The organism is Pseudomonas sp. W3I7 (genome assembly GCF_030816095.1).
Classification (GTDB): Bacteria; Pseudomonadota; Gammaproteobacteria; order Pseudomonadales; family Pseudomonadaceae; genus Aquipseudomonas; species Aquipseudomonas salomonii.
Genome location: NZ_JAUSXP010000001.1, coordinates 2009979 through 2033896, shown reverse-complemented (window position 1 = coordinate 2033896; position 23918 = coordinate 2009979). Strand labels below are relative to the sequence as shown.

Annotated in this window: 21 protein-coding genes and 1 pseudogene; 13 read left to right on the top strand and 9 right to left on the bottom strand. The window is 61.5% G+C overall.

The window, feature by feature from the left end; all coding sequences use genetic code 11:
* Positions 1–87: 87 nt before the first annotated feature.
* The 5 genes from QF043_RS09580 to QF043_RS09560 form a co-directional block, all read right to left on the bottom strand.
* Complete coding sequence (locus QF043_RS09580; RefSeq protein WP_307418306.1) at positions 88–1233, bottom strand: HlyD family secretion protein; 1146 nt, start codon at positions 1231–1233, stop codon at positions 88–90.
* The gene (locus QF043_RS09575) at positions 1230–2876 is read right to left on the bottom strand and encodes an MFS transporter (protein ID WP_307418305.1); all 1647 of its coding nucleotides are present in this window, start codon (positions 2874–2876) and stop codon (positions 1230–1232) included. The genes QF043_RS09580 and QF043_RS09575 overlap by 4 nt, the downstream gene beginning before the upstream one ends.
* Positions 2877–4072: 1196 nt before the next feature.
* Positions 4073–4879, bottom strand: coding sequence for a sulfite exporter TauE/SafE family protein (locus QF043_RS09570; protein WP_307418304.1), 807 nt, complete (start codon positions 4877–4879; stop codon positions 4073–4075).
* The gene (locus tag QF043_RS09565) at positions 4880–6124 is read right to left on the bottom strand and encodes an FAD/NAD(P)-binding oxidoreductase (protein ID WP_307418303.1); all 1245 of its coding nucleotides are present in this window, start codon (positions 6122–6124) and stop codon (positions 4880–4882) included.
* Positions 6125–6175: 51 nt separating this feature from the next.
* Complete coding sequence (locus QF043_RS09560) at positions 6176–6511, bottom strand: helix-turn-helix transcriptional regulator (protein ID WP_017136253.1); 336 nt, start codon at positions 6509–6511, stop codon at positions 6176–6178.
* A gap of 94 nt (positions 6512–6605) precedes the next feature.
* Here QF043_RS09560 and QF043_RS09555 point away from each other — a divergent pair, with 94 nt between their 5' ends.
* A complete protein-coding gene (locus QF043_RS09555; RefSeq protein ID WP_307418302.1) occupies positions 6606–7469 on the top strand; it encodes an MBL fold metallo-hydrolase in 864 nt (287 codons plus the stop codon).
* Positions 7470–7588: 119 nt separating this feature from the next.
* On the opposite strand, the gene bkdR is transcribed toward QF043_RS09555, so the two are convergent.
* A complete protein-coding gene (bkdR, locus tag QF043_RS09550; protein ID WP_056861361.1) occupies positions 7589–8077 on the bottom strand; it encodes a Bkd operon transcriptional regulator BkdR in 489 nt (162 codons plus the stop codon).
* Positions 8078–8272: 195 nt separating this feature from the next.
* Between bkdR and QF043_RS09545 the strand changes: the two genes are divergently transcribed.
* The 5 genes and pseudogenes from QF043_RS09545 to QF043_RS09525 all read left to right on the top strand — a co-directional run bounded on the left by QF043_RS09545 (position 8273) and on the right by QF043_RS09525 (position 14463).
* Complete coding sequence (locus QF043_RS09545; protein ID WP_307418301.1) at positions 8273–9508, top strand: 3-methyl-2-oxobutanoate dehydrogenase (2-methylpropanoyl-transferring) subunit alpha; 1236 nt, start codon at positions 8273–8275, stop codon at positions 9506–9508.
* 1 nt (position 9509) lies between these two features.
* Positions 9510–10568 carry an alpha-ketoacid dehydrogenase subunit beta gene (locus QF043_RS09540; protein ID WP_017136257.1) on the top strand — a complete coding sequence of 353 codons (1059 nt, stop codon included), beginning with the start codon at positions 9510–9512 and terminating at the stop codon, positions 10566–10568.
* A pseudogene (locus tag QF043_RS09535) lies at positions 10569–11835 on the top strand (dihydrolipoamide acetyltransferase family protein).
* Between the two features lie 3 nt (positions 11836–11838).
* Positions 11839–13218 carry a dihydrolipoyl dehydrogenase gene (lpdA, locus tag QF043_RS09530; protein ID WP_099487534.1) on the top strand — a complete coding sequence of 460 codons (1380 nt, stop codon included), beginning with the start codon at positions 11839–11841 and terminating at the stop codon, positions 13216–13218.
* A gap of 225 nt (positions 13219–13443) precedes the next feature.
* A complete protein-coding gene (locus QF043_RS09525) occupies positions 13444–14463 on the top strand; it encodes a branched-chain amino acid aminotransferase (RefSeq protein WP_200432463.1) in 1020 nt (339 codons plus the stop codon).
* A gap of 140 nt (positions 14464–14603) precedes the next feature.
* On the opposite strand, the gene QF043_RS09520 is transcribed toward QF043_RS09525, so the two are convergent.
* The gene (locus QF043_RS09520) at positions 14604–15497 is read right to left on the bottom strand and encodes a GNAT family acetyltransferase (RefSeq protein WP_307418300.1); all 894 of its coding nucleotides are present in this window, start codon (positions 15495–15497) and stop codon (positions 14604–14606) included.
* 283 nt (positions 15498–15780) lie between these two features.
* Between QF043_RS09520 and ctlX the strand changes: the two genes are divergently transcribed.
* From ctlX to QF043_RS09485, 7 genes are all read left to right on the top strand, one after another.
* Positions 15781–16707 carry a citrulline utilization hydrolase CtlX gene (ctlX, locus tag QF043_RS09515; RefSeq protein ID WP_307418299.1) on the top strand — a complete coding sequence of 309 codons (927 nt, stop codon included), beginning with the start codon at positions 15781–15783 and terminating at the stop codon, positions 16705–16707.
* Between the two features lie 11 nt (positions 16708–16718).
* A complete protein-coding gene (locus tag QF043_RS09510; RefSeq protein ID WP_307418298.1) occupies positions 16719–17765 on the top strand; it encodes an ornithine cyclodeaminase in 1047 nt (348 codons plus the stop codon).
* 226 nt (positions 17766–17991) lie between these two features.
* Complete coding sequence (locus tag QF043_RS09505; RefSeq protein WP_305454196.1) at positions 17992–18771, top strand: ABC transporter substrate-binding protein; 780 nt, start codon at positions 17992–17994, stop codon at positions 18769–18771.
* 189 nt (positions 18772–18960) lie between these two features.
* Positions 18961–19662: an ABC transporter permease gene (locus tag QF043_RS09500; protein WP_307418297.1), complete on the top strand. Its 702-nt coding sequence runs from the start codon at positions 18961–18963 to the stop codon at positions 19660–19662.
* Positions 19659–20372 (top strand): ABC transporter permease, encoded by a 714-nt coding sequence (locus tag QF043_RS09495; protein WP_307418296.1) that lies wholly within the window; start codon positions 19659–19661, stop codon positions 20370–20372. The genes QF043_RS09500 and QF043_RS09495 overlap by 4 nt, the downstream gene beginning before the upstream one ends.
* Before the next feature lie 3 nt (positions 20373–20375).
* A complete protein-coding gene (locus QF043_RS09490; protein WP_307418295.1) occupies positions 20376–21206 on the top strand; it encodes an ABC transporter ATP-binding protein in 831 nt (276 codons plus the stop codon).
* 4 nt (positions 21207–21210) lie between these two features.
* Complete coding sequence (locus tag QF043_RS09485; protein WP_056861351.1) at positions 21211–21708, top strand: Lrp/AsnC family transcriptional regulator; 498 nt, start codon at positions 21211–21213, stop codon at positions 21706–21708.
* A 122-nt stretch (positions 21709–21830) separates the two neighbouring features.
* On the opposite strand, the gene QF043_RS09480 is transcribed toward QF043_RS09485, so the two are convergent.
* Together QF043_RS09480 and QF043_RS09475 are read right to left on the bottom strand one after the other, a co-directional pair.
* Positions 21831–22664 carry a TIGR03915 family putative DNA repair protein gene (locus QF043_RS09480; RefSeq protein ID WP_099487526.1) on the bottom strand — a complete coding sequence of 278 codons (834 nt, stop codon included), beginning with the start codon at positions 22662–22664 and terminating at the stop codon, positions 21831–21833.
* Positions 22661–23881, bottom strand: a complete 1221-nt coding sequence (locus QF043_RS09475) for a putative DNA modification/repair radical SAM protein (protein ID WP_056861349.1) — start codon at positions 23879–23881, stop codon at positions 22661–22663. The genes QF043_RS09480 and QF043_RS09475 overlap by 4 nt, the downstream gene beginning before the upstream one ends.
* Positions 23882–23918 lie beyond the last annotated feature (37 nt).

Here is a 23918-nt window from a genome sequence, read left to right as displayed (position 1 = left end):
GCGATGGCGGTGGATCAGCTTACACACCTGTGCCTGATAGACCGCTATCGCAGGCAAGCCAGCTCCCACATTTTGATCCTCGGCGTGTCAAGGCGGGCTGTTTTTCAGGCGGCCCGCCGTGTCGATACTCACCACCACCGACAACCCCGGCCGCAGGCGCTCGCTCTCGGCCTGATCCGGGTCCACCGTGATCCGCACCGGCACCCGCTGGGCGATCTTCACAAAGTTGCCGGTGGCATTATCCGCCTGCAGCAGGCTGAATTCCGAGCCGGTTGCCGGGGAAATATGCTGCACCGTGCCGTGAAACTTGCGGTGGTTGAGCGCATCCACGGTGAACGTCACCGGCTGGCCGACCTGCACATTGTCCATCTGGGTTTCTTTCATATTGGCGATCACCCACAACTGCGGCGGCACCAGCGCCATCAACTGCGCGCCGGAGTTGACGTAGGCGCCCAGGCGCACGCCGATCTGCCCCAGCTGGCCGTCACGCGGCGCAATGATGCGGGTGTTGGACAGGTCGATACGCGCCAGTTCCACGGCCGCATCGGCACTGGCCACCGCCGCTTCGAGGGAGCCGCGATTGACGATCACGGTTTGCAAATCCTGCCGGGCGATTTCCAGATTGGCCTGGGCCTGGGCCACCGCTGCGATGGTCTGCGCGTTCGCGGCGCGGGTCACGTCCAGCTCGCGCTTGGACACCGAGCCATCGCTGATCAACTCTTCATTACGACGCAGGTCCGCAGTGCTTTTGCGTGCCTGGGCCTGGCTATCCACCAGCGCCGCCTGGCGCAGTTTGATGGTGGCTTCGGCGCTGTTGCGCTGCTGCACCACATTGGCCAAGGAGGCTTTCTGCACCGCCAATTGCGCCAGCGCCTGATCAAGACGCTGCTTGTAGATGCGGTCATCCAGGCGCACCAGCAGGTCGCCGGCCTTGACGTACTGGAAGTCCTGCACCGGCACTTCATACACATAGCCGCTCAGTTGCGGGCCGATAATCGTCACCTGGCCACGCACCAGTGCGTTCTCGGTGGTTTCCACCGCACTGCTGAACGGCGGCAATTGCCAGGCGTACAGCACGATCAACACACCGACGATGGCAATCGCGGCAAAGCCCAGCGACGAGACGATGCGCACCCGCAGCGAGCGCGGCTCCGTGACGGTCGAGCCCGGTGGTGACGTGCCTTCCGGGGTGGAGGCGATGGCGTTGGTGGTAGTGGTGGTGGTTTCGGTCATGAAGTAACGCCGCTGGGTTGAACGGGTGGGGCTGCTGCTTTGGTGGTACTCATCAGCCACAGGCTGCGGGTGAAGATCCAGAGCATGGTGAGGATTGCGATGATCGCGATCAGCATGAATACATCGTTGTAGGCCATCACATTCGCCTCGCGCGTGGCCGCCGTGGCCAGGCTGCGAATGCCCATGAGGTTGCGCAGTTCCGGGTCGGCAACCACACTGCCGTAGGCCGAGCCGCCGCTCTGCACCCGCGCCGCCACACGTGGGTCGAGCAGGGTCAGGTGTTCGACGATCATGCTGGAGTGGTATTTCTCCCGCACGATCTGAAACGTGCCCAGCAACGCCGCACCAATCAGGCCGCCGAGGTTCTGGCAGATGCCGAACATCACCGAGAAGCTCACCAGGTTGCGCGGGTTGGTCAGAACGTTTTTAGTGCCCAGCACCATGGTCGGCCCCAGGAAGAAGGTGCCGCCAAAGCCTAGCAGGAACTGGCTGATATACAGGTTTTGCGGGCGGGTGAGGTTGCTGGAGAAACTGTCCATCACCGAGCCTGTGGCCATCAGCGCCAGGGAGATGATCAACGGCATCAGCAAGTGCGCCGGGTTGATCGTCAGCGCGCTGACCACCAGCCCGGCAATCGCCCCGGCCAGCATCACCACGTAAAGGGTGTGCATCTGCTGGTAGCTCATGTTCAGCATCTGCATAAAGCCCACCGCGCCGGTGGACTGCTCGGACAGCACCATGCGAATCAGCACCACCGCCAGCGCCAGGCGAATCATCGCCCCGCTGCCGAGCCAGCGCGTCATCAACATCGGGTTGGCGCGGTTATGCTCAATGGCCAGGCCGGCCATGATCAACACCAGCGAACAGGCCGAGGCCACGCCGATCCAGGGCGCTTCCAGCCACCAGTCGATGCGCCCCAACGACAGCACCGCACAGAGCAACGCCACGCCGCTGGCGAGAATGGCAAAGGTGAGGAAGTCGAGTTTTTCAAAGGTTTTGAAGCGGTCGCCGGGCGGCAGTTTGAGCATGAACACGCAGCCCAGGCAGATCAGCGCCATGCCCAGTTCGAACAGGTACAGCCCGCGCCATTCGGCAATTTGCAGCAAGTCTTCGGAGAACAAGCGCGCCAGCGGCAACGCCAACTGTGCGGTGCCCAAGCCCAGCACCAAGGCTTTGAGCCGCCACTTGGCCGGGAACGCCTGGATCATGTAGTACAAGCCCAACGAACTCAGCGCCGCGCCAACCATGCCATGCGCCGCCCGCACTGCAATCGCCGAACTCAAGTCATTGACGAACAAATGGCCGAAGGTCACCAGCGCATACAGCACCAGAAACACCTCGGTAAACGCCCGCAGGCCGAACTGTTGGCGAAACTTCACCAGCAGCAGGTTCATGCACACGTTGGTCATCACATAGGCGGCCGGCAGCCAGGCCATTTCTGCGGTGGTGGCGCCCAGTGCGCCTTGCAGGTATTGCAGGTTGGCGATCACCAGGGCGTTGCCGAGCCCGCCGGTAATTGCCACCAGGATCCCGACCAACGCGAACAGCCAGCGCTTGTGCGTAGGGTGCAGCGGCGTCGACGGAGAGCCAGGCAGGCTCGGCCGCTCGTGGGGTTGCCAGGTGTGGGGGGTGTATTTATCCATCGCATGACCTTGATGAGCCGACGTGCAAGGTCGGTGAATCCGTTACTCAGGGACCAGTAAACCTGAGAGGCGTTCATCTTGCCATGTCTCGTGCGGGCATGGTCAAAACTGTGGGGGCTGGGTTTTCTGCTGGGGCGGGTTGTTGGTGTACATATCCGTTATTTGGGTAACGGCGGCCTATGGTTCCGCTCTTACAGCGGGTCACTTTTGGCAAACGCCCCAAAAGTAACCAAAAGGTCTGTGCCCCACCACTCGGCACCTCGCTCTGGCTCGGTGTGCCCTCACTCCGGCTTGAATCCGTGGGCCGCCGCGATGGGCCATCCCTGGCCCAGCGCGGCTAACCCGGCGTCCTGCCGGGTTACCCACGGATTCAAGCCTGCGTTCGGCCATCGTGGTTGACGGGGCGCCTCAGATCAAAATCAAGATCAAAAGCAGAGCACGGCGGCCTGAAAGCCGACCTGAGTGGTTGAATCAAAAGCCAGATCAAGTGCAAAGCAACAGCCTATCTACCTGATGCAACACAGTCTAAATGTGGGAGCGGGCTTGCTCGCGAATGCGGTGTGCCAGTCAATTCATCTGTAACTGACCCACCGCATTCGCGAGCAAGCCCGCTCCCACAGTTGACCGCATCCAACCTTAAGCGGATTTGCATGCACTGAAGAGCTGCTTTTCTGTGGGAGCTGGCTTGCCTGCGATGCAGACACCTCGGTGTGTCAGGTACAACAAGTTGAGGCCATCGCAGGCAAGCCAGCTCCCACCTTTGACCGAGTATGGCTCTGCTGTTGCTGTTGCTGTTGCTGTGGCCCTTACATCCTTTTCGATGACGAAGTCAGCGGTCTTTTGATCTGCGCTTTTGATCTTGATCTGAAATCGCCCCGTCAAACACGATGGCCGGAATTCGACAGTGATTTGGGGGGTAAACCGGCAGGGATGCCGGTTTAGCCGCCCCGCGCCATGGATGGCGCGTGGCGGCGGCCCCCCAAATCACTGGCGGATTGCGGGCATGCCGAGCCACAGCGAGGCACCGAGTGTTGGGGCGAAGACCTTTTGGTTACTTTTGGGTCTTTCCAAAAGTGACCCGCTGTAAGAGCGGAACCCTAAGCAGCCGTTACCGCAGCAACGGATATGTACACCCCCAAAAGACCACCCTCTCAGGCAACCCACCTCCCACAGTTGAATTGTGTTGCACATCAGGATCAGAGCGCAGCCTTTATCAGCATCCCCGCAGCCACCACCACACACAGGCTGGCAAACCCCATCTGCAACGCCCGCGCCGGGATCACCGAACACAAACGCCGACCGGCCAACATACCGACAATACTCGCACCGATAAACACCCAGCCCATGGGCTCAATACTCACACCGGCCTGCATCGACCCAGCCACGCCGATCAGCGAAATCAGGCTGATCACCATCAACGAGGTGGCGACAATCCCGCGCATCTGCACATCGGTCAGTTGCTTGAACGCCGGCACGATCAGGAAGCCACCGCCCACGCCGAGCAAGCCCGACACCGCGCCAGTCACGGCCCCCAAAGCCGCCAACGTGGCGCTGCATTTGGCCGTCCAGGCCAGGCGCCCGGTCTGCTGGTTGAGCATGCAGTTTTTCTGGCCCCAGGACGCAGCGCCATGGTCGCTGGGCCCGGCCTCGACCTTCTCGCGTTGCAACATGCGCCAGGCCACCAGCACCATCAAGGCGCTGAACAGGCCCATCAGCAGGTGTTCGGGCAACTGGTGCGCAATAAACACGCCCAGCGGCGAGAACAACGCACCGAGCAACGCGATCAATAGCGCGGCGCGGTAGCGCACCAGGCCATGGCGCAACCCGTCAATGGCGCCGACCGCCGCCGCTGCGCCCACGGCGAGCAACGACACCGGCGCCGCCTGGGTCATGGTCAAGCCCAGGCCCAGCACCAACGCCGGCACGCCGAGAATGCCGCCGCCCGCACCGGTCAGGCCCATGACCAGGCCCATCAATAAACCCAACAGACTTGCCAGCAGCATTTAATCCACCTTGCTCAGGCGGGTCAGCCACTCGCGGCCTTTGAGCATGCCGTTCCAGTAGAACCACGGCAGCAGCGTGGCCTTGAGGAACCACATCGAGCGGCGTGCCTGGGTCGGGTCCAGCGGGAAGGTCGGCAGCAGCTTGCCGCCATAGCCGAACTCGGCCAGCACCACCTTGCCCTTCTCCACCGTCAACGGGCAGGAACCATAGCCGTCGTACTTGAGCGGCAGCGGCGCCTGTTTGCGCAGGGCCAGCAGGTTTTCGGCCACCACCACAATCTGCTTGCGCACCGCGGCAGCGGTCTTGGCGTTGGTGGTGCCGCACACATCGCCGAGGCCGAAGATGTGCGGGTAGCGCAGGTGTTGCAGGCTGTGCGGGTTCACCTCGCACCAACCGGCAGGGTCTGCCAACGGGCTCTGGCGGATAAAGTCCGGGGCCACTTGCGGCGGAACCACGTGCAACAGGTCGAAGGACTTTTCTTCGACGGTGGCCTTGCCTTCGGCGTCTTTGACTTCAAACCAGGCTTTGCGCGCCGGGCCATCGACCTTGACCAGGTTGGCATTGAACGCCAGGCGGGCGTTGTATTTCTCTACGTACTTCATCAACGGCGGCACAAAGGTCGCGACGCCAAACAGCGCGGCACCGGCCAGGTTGAATTCGACGTCGATATTTTTCAGGTTGCCCTGCTTGAGCCAGTGATCGCAGGACAGGTACATGGCCTTTTGCGGCGCGCCTGCGCATTTGATCGGCATGGCTGGCTGGGTAAAGATCGCCTTGCCGCTCTTCAACTGTTGAACAAGCTGCCAGGTGTAGGCCGCATGCTCGTAGCTGTAATTGGAGGTGACGCCGTTGTGCCCAAGAGTCTGTTCCAGGCCGTCGATTTTTTCCCAGGCCAGGCGCAGGCCAGGGCACACGATCAGGTTGTTCCAGGTCACGCGCTGGCCGTTGTCGAGCACCAGGGTGTGCTCGTCGGGCAGCAACTCGGCGACAGCGGCCTGCACCCAGGCGACGCCATTGGGCAGTACGTCGGCCAACGGCCGTCGGGTCTTTTTCAGGTCGTAGGCGCCGCCACCGACCAGCGTCCAGGCCGGCTGATAGCAGTGGTAGTCGTTAGGTTCGATCAGGGTGATGTTCAGCTGCGGGTCGCGTTTGAGCAGGCTGGCCAGCAGGCCGATGCCTGCCGAGCCGCCGCCGATGACTACGATGTCGCCACTGATGGTCGGTCCACAGTGTTGCTCGGTCATGGTCTTTTGCCTTTTAAGGTCAATGCACACAAGGGTCGCTGCCGTATGGCGTCACGCCCAGCTTTTTATGACCGCGCCGCAGTACAAGCCGGACAAGGTCTTCATCACTTGAATCACTTCGTGGCTGGCCAGCCCGTAGAAAATGTATTTACCTTCCCGACGGGTGGCGACCAACCCTTCGTCACGCAAAATGCCCAACTGTTGTGACAGGGTGGGCTGACGCACGCCGGTCATGGTTTCCAGCTCGCCGACGTTACGTTCGCCCTGGGTCAACTGGCACAGGATCAACAGGCGATCCTCATTGGCCAGTGCCTTGAGCAAGGAGCAGGCCTTGGACGCCGATGCACGCAACTGGGCGACTTCGCCCTCACTCAGAGTAGATTCCATTTGCCTCGGGTCCTTTATGTCACTTAAGCTCAAAACATTATGTGTAAACGTAAACTGATTGTAACCACTTTTTTCGCTTCCGGGGACCGCCGCCATGCCAGCGTTGATTCAAGCCTTTCTGGACGAGGCATCGTCGACCTTCACCTACGTCATCTATGAACACGATGGCGGCCCGTGCGCCATCGTCGATTCGGTACTCAATTACAATCCCGCGTCCGGACGCACTGAAACCACCCAAGCCGATAAAGTCATCGCGTTCGTGCGTGAACACGGCTTGCAGGTGCAGTGGCTGCTGGAAACCCATGCGCATGCCGATCACCTGTCCGCTGCGCCTTACCTGCGCCGCACGCTCGGCGGCAAAATCGCCATCGGCCAATCCATCAGCAAGGTGCAGGATGTGTTCAAGCGCCTGTTCAACCTGGAACCGGAATTTCGCGTCGATGGCTCGCAGTTCGATCACCTGTTTGCGCCGGATGAAATCTTTCACATCGGCAACTTGAAGGCCCAGGCGCTGCACGTGCCCGGCCACACTCCCGCCGACATGGCGTACCTGATCGACGGTCGCTTGATCCTGGTGGGCGACACGCTGTTCATGCCGGATGTGGGTACCGCGCGTTGCGATTTCCCTGGCGGCGATGCGCGGCAGCTGTATGCCTCGATGCGCAAGCTGCTGGCCTTTCCTTTGGAGACGGAATTGTACGTGTGCCATGACTACCCGCCTGAAGGTCGCGAAGCCAAGTGCCTGACCACGGTCGCCGAGCAGCGGGCGGGGAATATTCATGTGCATGACGGTGTGGATGAGGCAGCGTTTGTGCTGATGCGCACCCAGCGTGATGCCGGGTTGGGAATGCCGACGCTGTTGCTGCCGGCGATTCAGGTGAATGTGCGGGCGGGGAATATGCCGCCGGCGGAAGACAATGGTGTGGTTTACCTGAAGATCCCACTCAATAAACTGTAAAAAACGTCGATTCCCTTGTGGGAGCTGGCTTGCCTGCGATAGCTATATTTCAGTAACCCATGTATCAACTGGCCCACCGCTATCGCAGGCAAGCCAGCTCCCACATGGGTTGGTGTGATTCAGTTGCCCAGGCTGATGCCATTGGCCGGCAACGGCAGCGCGGTCTTGTAGCGCACCTGCTTGAGCGCAAAGCTTGAGCGGATATTGGCCACGCCCGGCACCTTGGTCAGAAAGTCCATCATGAAACGCTCCAGCGACTGGATCGTCGGCACCAGTACCCGAATCAGATAATCCGGGTCGCCCGCCATCAAGTAACACTCCATCACTTCCGGCCGGTCCGAGATCGCGCCCTCGAACTGCTGCAATGCCAGCTCGTTCTGCTTCTCCAGGCTCACATGGATGAACACATTCACGTGCAGCCCCAGCAAGTCGGCGTCCAGCAAAGTGACCTGATCGCGAATAAGCCCCAATTCCTCCATGGCCTTGACCCGGTTGAAGCACGGCGTGGGCGACAGGTTGACCGAGCGGGCCAGGTCGGCGTTGGTGATACGGGCGTTCTCCTGCAGGGCGTTGAGAATGCCAATATCGGTACGGTCCAGTTTGCGCATGAGACAAAATCACCTGTTTTTTATGTTTATGCAGTTTTTTTATCCGCAAATGGTCTTGAGCGCAATGAAACACAGATAAATATTCTTCTACGCCACGCCTATGATGTTTGTAGGACAAGATTTCTCCTATCCGGAGACTGACTGTCAGCTAGCGCGCCCACTACAAGAAATTCACAAGATCGAGCGTAGAAAGCCATGAACCAGCCGTATGCACCACTGCGCCTGCACGTTCCCGAACCCTCGGGCCGCCCAGGCTGCAAGACCGACTTTACCTACCTGCGCCTGACTGACGCAGGTACGGTGCGCAAACCCGCCATCGACGTAGAACCTGCCGACACCGCTGACCTGGCCAAGGGCCTGATCCGCGTGCTCGATGACCAGGGCCAGGCCCTCGGCCCGTGGGCTGAAGGCGTATCCGCCGAGATCAAGCGCAAAGGCATGCGCGCCATGCTCAAGACGCGCATCTTCGACAACCGCATGGTGGTCGCCCAGCGTCAGAAAAAAATGTCGTTCTACATGCAAAGCCTTGGCGAAGAAGCCATCGGCAGCGCCCAGGCCCTGGCCTTGAACATTGACGACATGTGCTTCCCCACCTACCGCCAGCAAAGCATCCTGATGGCCCGCGAAGTGCCGCTGGTGGACCTGATCTGCCAACTGCTGTCCAACGAGCGCGACCCGCTCAAGGGCCGTCAGTTGCCGATCATGTACTCGGTCAAGGACGCCGGTTTCTTCACTATTTCCGGCAACCTCGCCACCCAATTCGTGCAAGGCGTGGGCTGGGGCATGGCCTCGGCGATCAAGGGCGACACCAAGATTGCCTCAGCCTGGATCGGCGACGGCGCCACTGCCGAATCGGACTTCCACACCGCCCTCACCTTCGCCCACGTGTACCGCGCGCCGGTGATTCTCAACGTGGTCAACAACCAGTGGGCCATCTCCACCTTCCAGGCCATCGCCGGTGGTGAAGCCACCACCTTCGCCGGACGCGGCGTGGGTTGCGGCATCGCTTCCCTGCGTGTGGACGGCAACGACTTTATCGCCGTGTATGCAGCGTCTGCCTGGGCCGCCGAGCGTGCGCGCCGTAACCTTGGGCCAACCCTGATCGAGTGGGTCACCTACCGCGCCGGCCCGCACTCCACCTCGGACGATCCGTCCAAATACCGCCCGGCCGATGACTGGAGCCACTTCCCGCTCGGCGACCCTATCGCGCGCCTTAAACAGCACCTGATCAAAATTGGCCAGTGGTCCGAAGAGGAGCACACGGCGGTCAGTGCCGAGCTTGAGGCCGAAGTGGTCAAGGCGCAGAAAGAAGCCGAACAGTACGGCACCCTGGCCGGCGGCCAGATTCCAAGCGCCGCGACCATGTTCGAAGACGTTTACAAAGAGATGCCGGAGCACTTGAAGCGCCAGCGTCAAGAGTTGGGGGTCTGACATGAACGATCACAACAACAGCATCGAATTGGAAACCGCCATGACCACCACCACCATGACCATGATCCAGGCCCTGCGCTCGGCCATGGATGTGATGCTTGAGCGTGACGATAACGTGGTGGTGTTCGGCCAGGACGTCGGCTACTTCGGCGGCGTGTTCCGTTGCACCGAAGGGTTGCAGACCAAGTACGGCAGCTCGCGGGTGTTTGACGCGCCGATCTCCGAAAGCGGCATCGTCGGCGTTGCCGTGGGCATGGGCGCGTATGGCCTGCGCCCGGTCGCCGAGATTCAATTCGCCGACTACGTGTACCCGGCCACCGACCAGATCATCTCCGAAGCCGCCCGCCTGCGTTATCGCTCGGCCGGCCAGTTCACCGCACCCTTGACCATGCGCATGCCGTGCGGCGGCGGCATCTACGGCGGCCAGACCCACAGCCAGAGTATTGAAGCGGTGTTCACCCAGGTCTGCGGCCTGCGCACGGTGATGCCGTCCAACCCGTATGACGCCAAGGGTCTGTTGATCGCCTCGATCGAAAACGACGACCCGGTGATCTTCCTCGAGCCTAAACGCCTGTACAACGGCCCGTTCGATGGCCACCACGATCGCCCGGTTACACCCTGGTCCAAACACCCGCAAGCGCAAGTGCCGGACGGTTACTACACCGTGCCGCTGGACGTGGCCGCCATCGTGCGCCCGGGCTCGGCCGTGACGGTGCTGACCTACGGCACCACCGTGTACGTATCGCAAGTTGCCGCCGAAGAAACCGGCATCGACGCCGAGGTCATCGACCTGCGCAGCCTGTGGCCGCTGGACCTGGAAACCATCGTCAACTCCGTGAAAAAGACCGGCCGTTGCGTGGTGGTGCACGAAGCCACCCGCACCTGCGGCTTTGGTGCCGAGCTGGTGTCGCTGGTGCAAGAGCATTGCTTTCATCACCTGGAAGCGCCGATCGAACGCGTCACCGGTTGGGACACACCCTACCCGCACGCGCAAGAGTGGGCGTATTTCCCAGGGCCGTCCCGTGTGGGCGCGGCGTTGAAACGGGTCATGGAGGTCTGAATGGGCACGCACGTTATCAAGATGCCGGACATTGGCGAAGGCATCGCAGAAGTTGAACTGTCGGTATGGCATGTCAAGGTCGGCGATCTGGTGGTTGAAGACCAGGTGCTGGCGGACGTGATGACCGACAAGGCGATGGTGGACATTCCCTCGCCGGTGCACGGCAAAGTGATTTCCCTCGGCGGCGAGCCCGGCGAAGTCATGGCGGTGGGCAGTATCTTGATCAGCATTGAAGTCGAAGGCGCGGGGAATGCCAAGGATGCGCCGGTGGTGGCTGAGCCGGTGAAAGCTGCGCCAGCCCCGGTGGTTGAAGCCAAGCCAGCGCCTGCGCCTGTGGCTGAAGCAACGCCAGTTGCCAAACCTGCTGCGGCACCGGTTGCGCGTGACGCGAACGAACGCCCGTTGGCGTCGCCTGCCGTGCGCAAGCATGCGCTGGATGCCGGGATTCAGCTGCGCTTGGTACAAGGCAGCGGCCCGGCGGGTCGGGTGCTGCACGAAGATCTGGACGCTTACCTGCAACACGGTGCGAGCAAGTCTTCGGCCACCGCCAACCCTTACGCCGAACGCAACAGCGAAGAACAGATCCCGGTGATCGGCATGCGCCGCAAGATCGCCCAGCGCATGCAGGACGCCACCCGCCGCGCTGCGCATTTCAGCTACGTGGAAGAAATCGACGTCACGGCGCTGGACGAGTTGCGCGTGCACCTCAATGAAAAGCACGGCGCCACCCGCGGCAAGCTGACCTTGCTGCCGTTTATCGTGCGCGCCATGGTCGTGGCGTTGCGCGACTTCCCGCAGATCAACGCACGCTACGACGACGAAGCCCAAGTCATCACCCCGCCTGGGCGCGGTGCATGTGGGCGTCGCCACCCAAAGCGACGTGGGCCTGATGGTGCCGGTGGTACGTCACGCCGAAGCCCGCAGCCTGTGGGGCAACGCCGAGGAAATCGCACGTTTGGCCAGCGCCGCGCGCAATGGCAAGGCCAGTCGTGATGAGCTGTCGGGCTCGACCATCACCCTGACCAGCCTGGGTGCCTTGGGCGGCATCGTCAGCACGCCGGTGCTGAACCTGCCGGAAGTCGCGATTGTCGGCGTCAACCGTATCGTTGAACGGCCGATGGTGATCAAAGGCCAGATTGTGGTGCGCAAAATGATGAACCTCTCCAGCTCCTTCGATCACCGTGTGGTCGATGGCATGGACGCGGCGCAATTCATCCAGGCCATTCGTGGCTTGCTCGAACAACCCGCCAGCCTGTTTTTGGAGTAAGGCATGCCTCAGACATTGAACACCACGCTGCTGATTATCGGCGGCGGCCCTGGCGGTTATGTGGCGGCGATCCGTGCCGGCCAACTGGGCATCCCGACCATTCTGGTCGAGGGCCAGGCGCTGGGCGGCACCTGCCTGAACATCGGCTGCATTCCCTCCAAAGCCTTGATCCACGTGGCCGAGCAGTTCCAGCAAACCGTGCACCACAGCCAAGGGTCGCAACTGGGCATTGAAGTGGATGTGCCGACCCTGGACATCCGCAAGAGCGTGGAATGGAAAGACGGCATTGTTGACCGCCTGACCACCGGCGTGGCCGCCTTGCTCAAAAAGCACAAAGTGCAGGTGATCCATGGCTGGGCCAAGGTGGTCGACGGCAAGACCGTCGACGTCGGCGACCAGCGCATTCAGTGCGAGCACCTGCTGCTGGCCACCGGTTCGAAAAGCGTCAACCTGCCAATGCTGCCGATTGGCGGGCCGATCATCTCGTCAACCGAAGCGCTGGCGCCGACCCGCGTGCCCAAGCGCCTGATTGTGGTGGGTGGCGGTTACATCGGCCTGGAGCTGGGCATTGCCTACCGCAAGCTCGGCGCCGAGGTCAGTGTGGTCGAGGCGCAGGAGCGTATCCTGCCCGCCTACGATGGCGAACTGACGCTGCCGGTGGCCGAATCGCTCAAGCAGTTGGGGGTCAAGCTGTACCTCAGCCACAGCGTCACCGGTTTCGAAAACAACCGCCTGCAGGTACGTGACCCGAATGGTGAGACGCTGTCGCTGGAAACCGATCAGGTGCTGGTGGCCGTGGGCCGCAAACCCAACACCCAGGGCTGGAACCTCGAAGCGCTGAACCTGGCGATGAACGGTGCGGCGATCAAGATCGACAACCGTTGCCAGACCAGCATGCGCAATGTGTACGCCATCGGCGACCTGAGCGGCGAGCCAATGCTCGCGCACCGGGCCATGGCCCAGGGCGAGATGGTCGCCGAACTGATCAGCGGCAAACACCGCGAATTCAACCCGGCCGCCATCCCGGCGGTGTGCTTCACCGACCCGGAACTGGTGGTGGTCGGCAAGACCCCGGACGAAGCCAAGGCGGCCGGCCTGGACTGCATCGTCTCGAGCTTCCCGTTTGCGGCCAATGGCCGGGCGATGACGCTGGAGTCGAAAACCGGCTTTGTGCGCGTGGTAGCACGGCGTGACAACCACCTGATTGTCGGCTGGCAGGCGGTGGGCGCTGGTGTGTCTGAGTTGTCCACGGCCTTTGGCCTGAGCCTGGAAATGGGTTCGCGCCTGGAAGATGTGGCGGGCACCATTCACGCGCATCCGACCTTGGGTGAAGCGGTACAGGAAGCGGCTTTAAGAGCATTGGGCCACGCGCTGCACCTTTAAGATCGCGGTGAGGCCATCGCAGGCAAGCCAGCTCCCACAGGGGAAACGCATTGCAAATGTGGGAGCTGGCTTGCCTGCGATAGCGGTGTATCAGCCAATACACACGCTTAATGGTCCGCCCACCTGCTCCCACACCGGCCAAGAATGAAGTATTGTTGCGCCCATCCAGTAAAAAACCGACAAGCCTGCCTTCGACCAGGCGGTTGACCAGAGATAGAGGGTGTCATGGGTAACGAAAGCATCAATTGGGACAAGCTGGGTTTTGACTACATCAAGACCGACAAGCGGTTTCTCCAAACCTGGAAAAACGGCGAGTGGCAAGCGGGCACCCTGACCGACGACAACGTGCTGCACATCAGCGAGGGCTCGACCGCCCTGCACTATGGCCAGCAGTGCTTTGAAGGCCTCAAGGCCTACCGCTGCAAGGACGGCTCGATCAACCTGTTCCGTCCGGACCAGAACGCCGCCCGTATGCAACGCAGCTGCGCACGCTTGCTGATGCCGCATGTGACCACCGAAGACTTCATCGAAGCCTGCAAACAAGTGGTCAAGGCCAACGAGCGGTTCATCCCGCCGTACGGCAGTGGCGGCGCGCTGTACCTGCGCCCGTTCGTGATCGGCACCGGTGAGAACATCGGCGTGCGTAGCGCACCGGAGTTTATCTTCTCGGTATTCGCCATCCCGGTCGGCGCCTACTTCAAGGGCGGCCTGGTGCCCCACAATTTCCAGATCTCCACGTTCGACCGCGCGGCGCCACAAGGCACCGGCGCCGCCAAGGTCGGTGGCAACTATGCCGCCAGCCTGATGCCGGGCGCTGAAGCACGGAAATCCGGTTTCGCCGACGCGATCTACCTGGACCCGATGACCCACTCGAAAATCGAGGAAGTCGGTTCGGCCAACTTCTTTGGTATCACCCGCGACAACCAGTTCATCACGCCGAAGTCGCCTTCGGTGCTGCCAGGCATCACCCGCCTGTCGCTGATCGAACTGGCCGAGACCCGCCTGGGCCTGAAAGTGGTCGAAGGCGATGTGTTCATCGACAAACTGGACCAGTTCAAGGAAGCCGGCGCCTGCGGCACCGCTGCTGTGATCTCGCCAATCGGCGGCATCCAGTACGACGGCAAGCTGCACGTGTTCCACAGCGAAACCGAAGTGGGCCCGATCACCCAGGCGCTCTACAAAGAGCTGACCGGTGTGCAGACCGGCGACGTTGAAGCGCCAGCGGGTTGGATCGTCAAGGTTTAACTCAGAAAACGCAAAACCCAATGTGGGAGCGGGCTTGTGTGGGAGCTGGCTTGCCTGCGATAGCATCACTCAGGTGTGTCTGACACACCGAGGTGGCAGTATCGCAGGCAAGCCAGCTCCCACATTTGATTTCGGTGTGCTCACAAGTCCTTGGGAATATTCACCCCAATCTTCTTGCCCATGCTGATCCTCGGCTCCACCCCATACCCCAGCGCTTCGTAGAACCCCACCACCGCGTCATTGCCGCCCGTAATCTGCAGGTTGATCTTCATGCAACCCAACGCAGTCAACGCCTGCTCGGCATAGCGCACCAGCGAAGCACCCAGGCCCTGCCGGCGATAATCACTGTGCACCGCCACCGAATACAACCAGCCGCGATGCCCGTCGTAGCCGGCCAGAATGGTGCCGATCACGGCCTTTTTATCCGTCGCCACGAAGAACAGCCCATCGTTGACCGCGAGTTTTTTGTCGATTGCCAGGCTCGGCAGGTTATGCGCAGTGTCATAGCCAAACGCCTGCTGCCACAACGCTACCACCTGGGATCGGTGCGCACGATCGCGATACGGCCCAATGGGATGGCGCGATAACAAGGCCTTTTCCATCACCAGCGTGCGCTCATTGCCATGGTAAACGTCGCGCACCGTGTGAAAACCCAGCTTGGTATAAAACGGTTCGGCCGTCAGCGAGGACGGCACGCTCAGGACCGTCACCCCGGCTTCAACGGCACGCAGTTCAACCTCGATCATCAACAGCCGGCCAATGCCCTGCCCTTGTAACGCCGGGTTGACGAACACCGAGCGCACCACATTGCCATCGAGGGCGGCGGTGGCGACGATCACCTGATCCTGAATCGCCACCAGCACCACCCGGCGCTGCAGCAACGCCAGCACGGCGTCGGGCGTGAAGTTGCTGGCAACCCGAGCAATCACCTGCGCCGGGTAGTCCCGCGCATTGCTGCTGTGCAAGGCCGCCAGGATAACCTGGCTGATGCCCTCGGCATCGGTGGGTTGGGCAAGACGAACAGCGGTAGACATGATTGCTCCTGACTGACAGCGGTTTGGCAAATGCCACAATACCAATGTGGGAGCGGGCTTGCTCGCGAATGCGGTGTGTCAGTCAATTCATCTGTCACTGACACACCGCATTCGCGAGCAAGCCCGCTCCCACACTTGACCGCATTTCACTTCAACAGCCGATTCGGCTGCACTACCTCACTTTTCAGCTTTCCCGGCTGAGCCGCCCCGCCATATCAGCCGGGATTGACCCACCACAACGCACAAAATAGCCCCACAGCTCACCCCATGGATTCGTGCCCCCATGCAAACCACCAACACCGTCTTGATGATTCGCCCGGCGCGCTTTGCCTTCAACCCGGACACCGCGATCAACAACCGCTTCCAACGCCCGCCACTTGATCCACTGAGCGCGCAGCAAAAAGCGCTGCAAGAGTTCGACGGCTATGTCGACACCCTGCGCCAACATGGCGTGGAAGTGCTGGTGGTACAGGACACTCCGGCCCCGCACACGCCCGACTCCATCTTCCCCAACAACTGGTGGAGCAGCCACGCCGATGGCAGCCTGGTGCTGTACCCGATGGAAGGCCAGAACCGACGACTGGAGCGCAACAAAGGCGTGCTGCAAGTGCTGGAGCAGCGTTTTGCGATCCATAGCACCATCGACCTCAGCCACCTCGAACAACAGAACATCTTCCTCGAAGGCACCGGCAGCATGGTGCTCGACCGCCAGCACCGTATCAGCTATGCCTGCCACTCCGGGCGTACCCACCAAGACGCCTTGCGTCAGTTTGCCGAACGCCTCGACTACCAACTCTGCGTGTTCCACGCCGTCGACCGCCACCACGCGCCGATCTACCACAGCAACGTGATGATGAGTGTCGGCCGCGACCTCTCGGTGGTGTGCCTGCAAGCCCTGCCCGATGCCAGCGAACGCCAGGCCCTGGAACGCTCGCTGCGCGACACCGGCAAAGACATCCTCGCCCTCGACTTCGATCAACTCGAAGCCTTCGCCGGCAACATGCTCGAAGTCCACGACCGTGACGGCCAACCGCTGCTGGTGATGTCGGCCAGCGCCTGGAACGCCCTGCACCCGGCCCAGCGCACACATGTAGAACGCCACACCCGCCCAGTGGTGGTGAACATCGACAACATCGAACGCATCGGCGGCGGCAGTGCCCGCTGCATGCTGGCGGAAGTGCACCTGCCCGCCCGCGCCTCATTTCAATAAGGAGTCTTGCCATGACCCGTTATATCGACGTCAACGACCTCAGCTACCTGGTTTCACAGAAGGGCCTGCAAACCTGCATCAGCGAGATGGCCGAATACATCCGCGCCGACTACCTGCGCTGGCAGGACTTCGAAAAATGCGCGCGCCTGGCCAACCATTCGCCCGACGGCGTGATCGAGTTGATGCCGGTGTCGGATGCCTCGCTGTACGCCTTCAAGTACGTTAACGGCCACCCGAAAAACACCCTGGCCGGCATGCTCACGGTGATGGCCTTTGGTGCGCTGGGCGATGTCGACACCGGCAAGCCGGTGCTGCTGGCAGAAATGACCCTGACCACCGCGATCCGCACCGCCGCCACCTCCGCCCTGGTGGCCCGCTACCTGGCGCGCGATAACAGCCGCAGCATGGCGTTGATCGGCAACGGCTCGCAAAGCGAGTTCCAGGCCCTGGCCTTCCACGCCATGCTCGGTATCACCGAAATTCGCCTGTTCGATATCGACGCCAAGGCCACCGCCAAGCTGGCGGCCAACCTCAAGGCGTTCCCGGCGCTCAAGGTGATCCTGGCCGCCAGCGTGGCTGAAGCGGTCAAAGGCGCGGACATTGTCACCACCGTGACGGCCGACAAGGCTTACGCCACCATCCTCACCGACGACATGATCGAACCGGGCATGCACCTGAATGCCGTGGGTGGCGACTGCCCCGGTAAAACCGAGCTGGACCGCCGCATCGTCGAGCGCGCCCGAGTGATCGTCGAGTACGAACCGCAAAGCCGCATCGAAGGTGAAATTCAGCACATGCCGCACGATTCGCCGGTGACCGAGCTGTGGCAAGTCATCAATGGCCAGCAGCCCGGCCGCGAGAACGCGCGCCAAGTCACGCTGTTCGACTCGGTGGGCTTTGCCATCGAAGACTACTCGGCCCTGCGCTACGTGCTGGACGTGGCCAAGGCGCTGGATGTGGGCAGCACACTTGAACTGGTGCCGGACCTCGCCGACCCGAAAGACCTGTTTGCGCGCCTGGCCCAACAGCCCCGCGCGCAGCACAAAAAGCGCGCTTGAAACCGCTCTGGCCTGCCGCTTTGCGCTGAGGGCGGGCCAGACTTTCATCACTGAAAAGCCGATTTCGCGGGTCAGGCAGCCGAATCCGCTGCATTGCGCTTTTTAACAGCGCAATTTGCGCTTTATGCACGGGGTAAACGACACAAAAAACGCACTACCATGAAGCATTCTCTGCTCCCAGCGATTCACCGCCCTGACATCAATTACAAAATATAGGGACTGTCACATGACTCCATTGCGATCACTCTTCGCCGCGTTGCTGTTGCCACTGTGTGCCAGCGCTGCCCACGCCCAGGACTGGAAAGAAATCCGCTTCGGCGTATTCCCCGAATACCCACCCTTTGAGTCCGTCGCCGCCGACGGCAGCCTGCAAGGCTTTGATATTGAACTGGGCAACGCCATCTGCGCCAAGCTCGACGTCAAATGCACCTGGGTGCACAACGAATTCGACGGCATGATCCCGGCCCTGCGCGCGCGCAAGTTTGACGCGATCATGTCGTCCATGGCCGTAACCCCGGCGCGTGAAAAAGTCATCGACTTCAGCGACCGCCTGTTCCTCAGCCCCACCTCGGTGATCACCCGTAAAAACGCCGACTTCGGCGACACGCCGGAGTCGCTCAAAGGCAAGCAGGTGGGCGTGCTGCAAGGTTCACTGCAGGAAGCCTACGCACGTGCGCACCTGGCCAGGCTTGGCGCGCAGATCAAGGCGTACCAGTCCCAGGAACAGAACTACGCCGACCTGCAAAACGGCCGCCTCGACGCCACCCTGACCGACAAGCTCGAAGCCCAGCTCAACTTTCTGTCCAAGCCTGAAGGCGCCGACTACAAGAGCGGCCCGGCCTTCAAGGACCCGACCTTGCCGCTGGATATCGCCATGGGGTTGCGCAAGAACGACGCCGAACTGCGTGCGCTGATCAATAAAGGCATCGCCGCCGTGCAGGCCGATGGCACCTACGCGCAGATCCAGAAGAAGTACTTCGGCGATCAGGATATCTACAACGAGTAAACCAACGCCGATCCTGTGGGAGTGGGCTTTTGTGGCGAGGGAGCTTGCTCCCGCTGGGGTGCGAAGCGCCCCCAAAAAGCCGGCTCCAGCTGCGCTGTCGAACGGGACGGTGCGACGACTCGCCAAGCTCCCTCGCCACAACAAGCCCGCTCCCACTGGGTAAGTCTGCGCCCTTTAGAGAACCCCTCAATGAACGAACTCCTCAACCTGCAAGGCTACGGTCCGATGCTGGCCCAGGGTGCCTGGATGACGCTCAAGCTGGCGTTGCTGGCGCTGGCCCTGAGCCTTGCCCTGGGCCTGATCGCCGCCGGTGCCAAGCTTTCGAGCGTCAAATGGCTGCGCGTGCCCGCCACCCTCTACACCACACTGATCCGCAGCGTGCCGGACCTGGTGCTGATTCTGTTGATCTTCTACAGCCTGCAACTGTGGCTCAACGACCTGAGCGAAGTGTTCGGCTGGAATTACTTTGAAATCGACCCGTTTACCGCCGGGGTGATCACCCTGGGGTTTATCTACGGCGCGTATTTCACCGAGAACTTTCGCGGCGCCATTCTCAGTGTGCCGGCCGGGCAACTGGAAGCCGCCACCGCCTACGGCCTGAACCGCTGGCAGCGCTTTCACCTGGTGCTGTTCCCGCAACTGATGCGCTTTGCCCTGCCGGGCCTGGGCAACAACTGGCTGGTGCTGCTCAAGTCCACGGCGCTGGTGTCGATCATCGGCCTGTCGGACCTGGTCAAGGCTGCGCAAAACGCCGGCAAGACCACCAATGAGCCCCTGTACTTCCTGATCCTCGCGGGCCTGGTGTACCTGCTGATCACCACCCTCTCCAACCGCATCTTCAAGCGTCTCGAACGGCGCTACAACCTCGGCATCAAGGGGATGGCGCGATGATCGAACTGTTCCAGCAATACGGCCTGGCCTACCTGTTCAGCGATGGTACAGGGTTGTCCGGGGTCGCCATGACCTTGTGGCTGTTTATCATCTCGGTGGTCACAGGATTTGTGCTGTCGATTCCACTGGCGCTGGCGCGCGTCTCGCAGCACGTCTGGCTGCGCTGGCCGGTGGAGGTCTACACCTACCTGTTTCGTGGCACGCCGCTGTATATCCAGTTGCTGATTTGCTACACCGGGCTGTACAGCCTGGAGGTGGTGCAGGACAACGCGCTGCTCAACCAGTTTTTCCGTAATGCGCTCAACTGCACGCTGCTGGCGTTTGTGCTCAACACCTGCGCCTACACCGTGGAAATCTTCGCCGGGGCGATCCGTAATATCCCCCATGGCGAAATCGAAGCGGCGCGCGCCTACGGCCTGCACGGCTGGCGCCTCAACCTGTTTGTGGTGGTGCCTGCCGCGCTGCGCCGTGCGCTGCCGGCCTACAGCAATGAAATGATCCTGATGTTGCATGCCACCTCGCTGGCGTTTACCGCCACCGTCGCCGATATCCTCAAGGTCGCCCGTGACGCCAACGCCGAAACGTTCCTCACGTTCCAGGCTTTTGGCATCGCCGCCCTGCTCTACATGCTGCTGTCCTTTGCACTGGTGGGCCTGTTCCGACTGGCCGAACGTCGCTGGATGCGCTTTCTTGTTCCTACCCGAGGCTAACCCATGAATCAGTCCGCGCAGGCCCTGGCCGCTTACCCTGTTGACGCACCCGTTGCCCAACCGGCAACCGCTGCGATCAAGCTTCAAGTCGAAGGCATCCACAAACGTTACGGCGACCACGAAGTGCTCAAGGGCGTGTCCCTCAACGCACGCAACGGCGACGTCATCAGCCTGATCGGCGCCAGCGGCTCGGGCAAAAGCACGATGCTGCGCTGTATCAACTTTCTCGAACAGCCGGATGCCGGGGTGATCACCCTGGACGGCATCAGCATCGAAATGCGCCAGGGCCGCGCCGGCACTCGCGCGCCGCACCAGGAACAACTGCAGAATTTGCGCACGCGCCTGGCCATGGTGTTCCAGCACTTCAACCTGTGGAGCCACATGACCGTGTTGGAAAACATCACCATGGCGCCGCGCCGGGTGCTGGACGTCAGCGCGGCCGAGGCGGAAAAACGCGCACGCCTGTACCTGGACAAAGTTGGCCTGCCTGGCCGCGTGGCCGATCAATACCCGGCGTTTCTGTCCGGCGGCCAGCAACAGCGTGTGGCCATCGCACGGGCATTGGCGATGGAGCCGGAAATTATTCTGTTCGATGAACCGACCTCAGCGCTGGACCCGGAACTTGTAGGAGAAGTCCTCAAAGTCATACAGACGTTGGCCGAGGAAGGTCGTACCATGCTGATGGTCACCCACGAAATGGGCTTTGCCCGCCAGGTGTCCAGCCAAGTGCTGTTTTTGCACCAGGGCCGGGTCGAGGAACAAGGCGGCGCCGAGATTCTCGACCACCCCAACAGCGAACGCTTGCAGCAATTTCTTTCCAACCGTTTGAAGTGAACTCATGGATACCAAGGCCCACGGACCCCATTCTTCCCCCTCGCTGGACCGCATCGATGAGGCCATCATCGACGTGTTGCGTCACCAGGGGCGTATCACCTACGAAAAGCTTTCATCGCTGGTGCACCTGACACCCAGGCCGTGCCTGGAGCGGGTGCGCAAGCTGGAGCGACGCGGAGTGATCCGTGGTTATGGGGCGATCATCGATGTGCAGATGGTCTCGCCGGGGCTGTCGCTGCTGGTGCTGGTGGCCTTGTCCAATCAGAGCGGGCGCTCGGCGCAGAAGGCCTTTGAGGCCTGCGTCAAAGCCTGCCCCCAGGTGTTCGAGTGCCAACTGATCAGCGGGCCGTTCGATTACAGCCTGCGCATGCGCTGCCGGGATATGGAGCATTACCGGGTGTTGACGGAAACCTGGCTGAATAATGATGAGTTGCACATTGATAAGTTGGTGGCGCACCCGGAATTGGCGGTGGTCAAAAACACTGCGACCGAACTGGCCTGACACCCACCCTCCCAAACATCGAAGATCCACTGTGGGAGCTGGCTTGCCTGCGATAGCGGTGGGCCAGGCCACTCAAGGCTAACTGATACACCGCTATCGCAGGCAAGCCAGCGCCCACATTTTTAAGCGTGCCCGCTTGAGATCTTCTTGCCGGGCCTGGCGCCGATCAGCTTCGCCTGCCCATCCTTCTGCTTGCCCGTGCGCGCCTCGCTGATCAACCCCGGTATCAACTTGCCCTCCGGCAAATTCTTCCAGAATCGACTGGGCAAATGCCCTTCCATCACCTTGGGGTTCAACCGCGCCGGGTTGAAGATATGGCTGTAGTAGGTCAGCCACATCGCGCTGTGGGGGTCTTCGACATTCTGCGCCAATTGTTGCCAGGCCTCAGGGCACTGGCGTTGATGAATCAACTGTTCACCGTCGTAATACACGCCGTCCAGGGGTGTTGCGATCATCCAGCGATGGCGGCCCATGCGTCCGACAAAATGCTGGCTGGCGGACTTCAAGATGTCATGGGCCGGCTCATGCCACGCCACATACTCCGGCAGCTGTGGCCCAGCCTGCGCAGGTAGAGCAATAAACCGCACAAACGCATGCAGGTGATGGGCCTCGCGGCTGACCTGCTTGATGCGCCGTTGCAACTCACTGCCCAGCTTGTCCCCGGCCAGCATCGCGGTGCGGTCGCCGTGGCTGACACGCCACAACACCTCGTACAACAGGCTCCAGCGCTGATCACCGTGGTAACAGGCGGCCGATTCCAACAACTCCAGCAACGCCTTGGGGATTCGCGCCTGAAACGGCCCAAGCTGTTCAGGCACAGGCTCGTCCGTGGCAAACAGGTCCGCCACTTCGGCCTCGCCCCAGCTCACCTGGCTGGGGTCGACCTGATGGCTGAGCAGCCAGCGCGCCTGCTCGCGCCAGGTGCTGAACAGGTTGTCGCATTCCAGGCTGATCATCCCCACAGCCCCATCTGTTGCGGCTGCGGGCGGTCGCGCAGTTGCTCGCGCAGCAGCACGCTGGTGCTGTCCGCCTGTTGCGGGTGGTAGTCGCTGGTGATGAAAAACGGCTTGGCCTTGGCCAGCACGCAGCGCATGCGGGCCAGGTCTTCGAAACGGATCTTGCGTTCGCGGCGCAGGTCGACCAGGCGCTGGGTAGTGCGCAGGCCAATGCCGGGGATACGCGCAATCAGCGTGGGTTCGGCGCGGTTCAGGTCCAATGGGAACACCTCGCGGTGCTCCAGCGCCCAGGCCAGCTTGGGGTCGATATCCAGGGCCAGATGGCCGGGGCCTTCGAACAGTTCATTGGCGCTGAAACCGTAACTGCGCAGCAGAAAGTCGGCCTGGTACAGGCGGTGTTCACGCATCAGCGGCGGCGCGGCCAGCGGCACACTTTTGGGGCTGTTGGGAATGGGGCTGAACGCCGAGTAATACACGCGCCGCAGCTTGTAGTTGCCATACAGCGCCTCGGCACCGTGCAGGATGGTGCTGTCGTCGGTGTCATCGGCGCCGACGATCATCTGCGTGCTCTGCCCCGCCGGTGCAAAACGCGGTGCGCGCGGCTCGTTGAACACCGTCTGCTCGCCGGTGTAGATGGTCTGCATGGCTTGCTTGATCGAGCCGATCTGCTTCTCCGGCGCCAGGGTTTGCAGGCTGGCGTCGGTGGGCAGCTCGATGTTCACGCTGAGGCGGTCGGCATAACGCCCGGCTTCGGCGATCAGCGCAGGGTCGGCTTCGGGAATGGTCTTGAGGTGGATGTAACCGCGAAAGTCATGCTCTTCGCGCAACAATTTGGCGACCCGAACCAACTGCTCCATGGTGTAGTCGGCCGAACGAATGATGCCGGAGCTCAGAAACAGCCCGCTGACGCAATTGCGCTTGTAAAAGTCCAGGGTCAGGGTGACCACCTCCTCCGGGCTGAAACGCGCACGGGGCACGTCGCTGGAGCGGCGGTTGACGCAGTATTGGCAGTCGTACAGGCAGAAGTTGGTGAGCAATACCTTGAGCAACGACACACAACGCCCGTCCGGCGTGTAGCTGTGGCAAATGCCCATGCCATCGGTAGAACCCAGCCCGGCCTTGCCCTCGGAGCTGCGCTTGGGCGCACCACTGCTGGCGCAGGAGGCGTCGTACTTGGCGGCGTCGGCGAGGATGCTGAGTTTTTCGATCAACTGCATGAAGGGCTACCGATACTGGTTTTTTGTACAGTATCAG

What these genes read in the sequence shown, in the direction of transcription:
- QF043_RS09580 (WP_307418306.1), bottom strand. Translation starts at nt 1,233, where the DNA reads ATGACCGAAACCACCACCACTACCACCAACGCCATCGCCTCCACCCCG.
- QF043_RS09575 (WP_307418305.1), bottom strand. Translation starts at nt 2,876, where the DNA reads ATGGATAAATACACCCCCCACACCTGGCAACCCCACGAGCGGCCGAGC.
- QF043_RS09570 (WP_307418304.1), bottom strand. Translation starts at nt 4,879, where the DNA reads ATGCTGCTGGCAAGTCTGTTGGGTTTATTGATGGGCCTGGTCATGGGC.
- QF043_RS09565 (WP_307418303.1), bottom strand. Translation starts at nt 6,124, where the DNA reads ATGACCGAGCAACACTGTGGACCGACCATCAGTGGCGACATCGTAGTC.
- QF043_RS09560 (WP_017136253.1), bottom strand. Translation starts at nt 6,511, where the DNA reads ATGGAATCTACTCTGAGTGAGGGCGAAGTCGCCCAGTTGCGTGCATCG.
- QF043_RS09555 (WP_307418302.1), top strand. Translation starts at nt 6,606, where the DNA reads ATGCCAGCGTTGATTCAAGCCTTTCTGGACGAGGCATCGTCGACCTTC.
- bkdR (WP_056861361.1), bottom strand. Translation starts at nt 8,077, where the DNA reads ATGCGCAAACTGGACCGTACCGATATTGGCATTCTCAACGCCCTGCAG.
- QF043_RS09545 (WP_307418301.1), top strand. Translation starts at nt 8,273, where the DNA reads ATGAACCAGCCGTATGCACCACTGCGCCTGCACGTTCCCGAACCCTCG.
- QF043_RS09540 (WP_017136257.1), top strand. Translation starts at nt 9,510, where the DNA reads ATGAACGATCACAACAACAGCATCGAATTGGAAACCGCCATGACCACC.
- lpdA (WP_099487534.1), top strand. Translation starts at nt 11,839, where the DNA reads ATGCCTCAGACATTGAACACCACGCTGCTGATTATCGGCGGCGGCCCT.
- QF043_RS09525 (WP_200432463.1), top strand. Translation starts at nt 13,444, where the DNA reads ATGGGTAACGAAAGCATCAATTGGGACAAGCTGGGTTTTGACTACATC.
- QF043_RS09520 (WP_307418300.1), bottom strand. Translation starts at nt 15,497, where the DNA reads ATGTCTACCGCTGTTCGTCTTGCCCAACCCACCGATGCCGAGGGCATC.
- ctlX (WP_307418299.1), top strand. Translation starts at nt 15,781, where the DNA reads ATGCAAACCACCAACACCGTCTTGATGATTCGCCCGGCGCGCTTTGCC.
- QF043_RS09510 (WP_307418298.1), top strand. Translation starts at nt 16,719, where the DNA reads ATGACCCGTTATATCGACGTCAACGACCTCAGCTACCTGGTTTCACAG.
- QF043_RS09505 (WP_305454196.1), top strand. Translation starts at nt 17,992, where the DNA reads ATGACTCCATTGCGATCACTCTTCGCCGCGTTGCTGTTGCCACTGTGT.
- QF043_RS09500 (WP_307418297.1), top strand. Translation starts at nt 18,961, where the DNA reads ATGAACGAACTCCTCAACCTGCAAGGCTACGGTCCGATGCTGGCCCAG.
- QF043_RS09495 (WP_307418296.1), top strand. Translation starts at nt 19,659, where the DNA reads ATGATCGAACTGTTCCAGCAATACGGCCTGGCCTACCTGTTCAGCGAT.
- QF043_RS09490 (WP_307418295.1), top strand. Translation starts at nt 20,376, where the DNA reads ATGAATCAGTCCGCGCAGGCCCTGGCCGCTTACCCTGTTGACGCACCC.
- QF043_RS09485 (WP_056861351.1), top strand. Translation starts at nt 21,211, where the DNA reads ATGGATACCAAGGCCCACGGACCCCATTCTTCCCCCTCGCTGGACCGC.
- QF043_RS09480 (WP_099487526.1), bottom strand. Translation starts at nt 22,664, where the DNA reads ATGATCAGCCTGGAATGCGACAACCTGTTCAGCACCTGGCGCGAGCAG.
- QF043_RS09475 (WP_056861349.1), bottom strand. Translation starts at nt 23,881, where the DNA reads ATGCAGTTGATCGAAAAACTCAGCATCCTCGCCGACGCCGCCAAGTAC.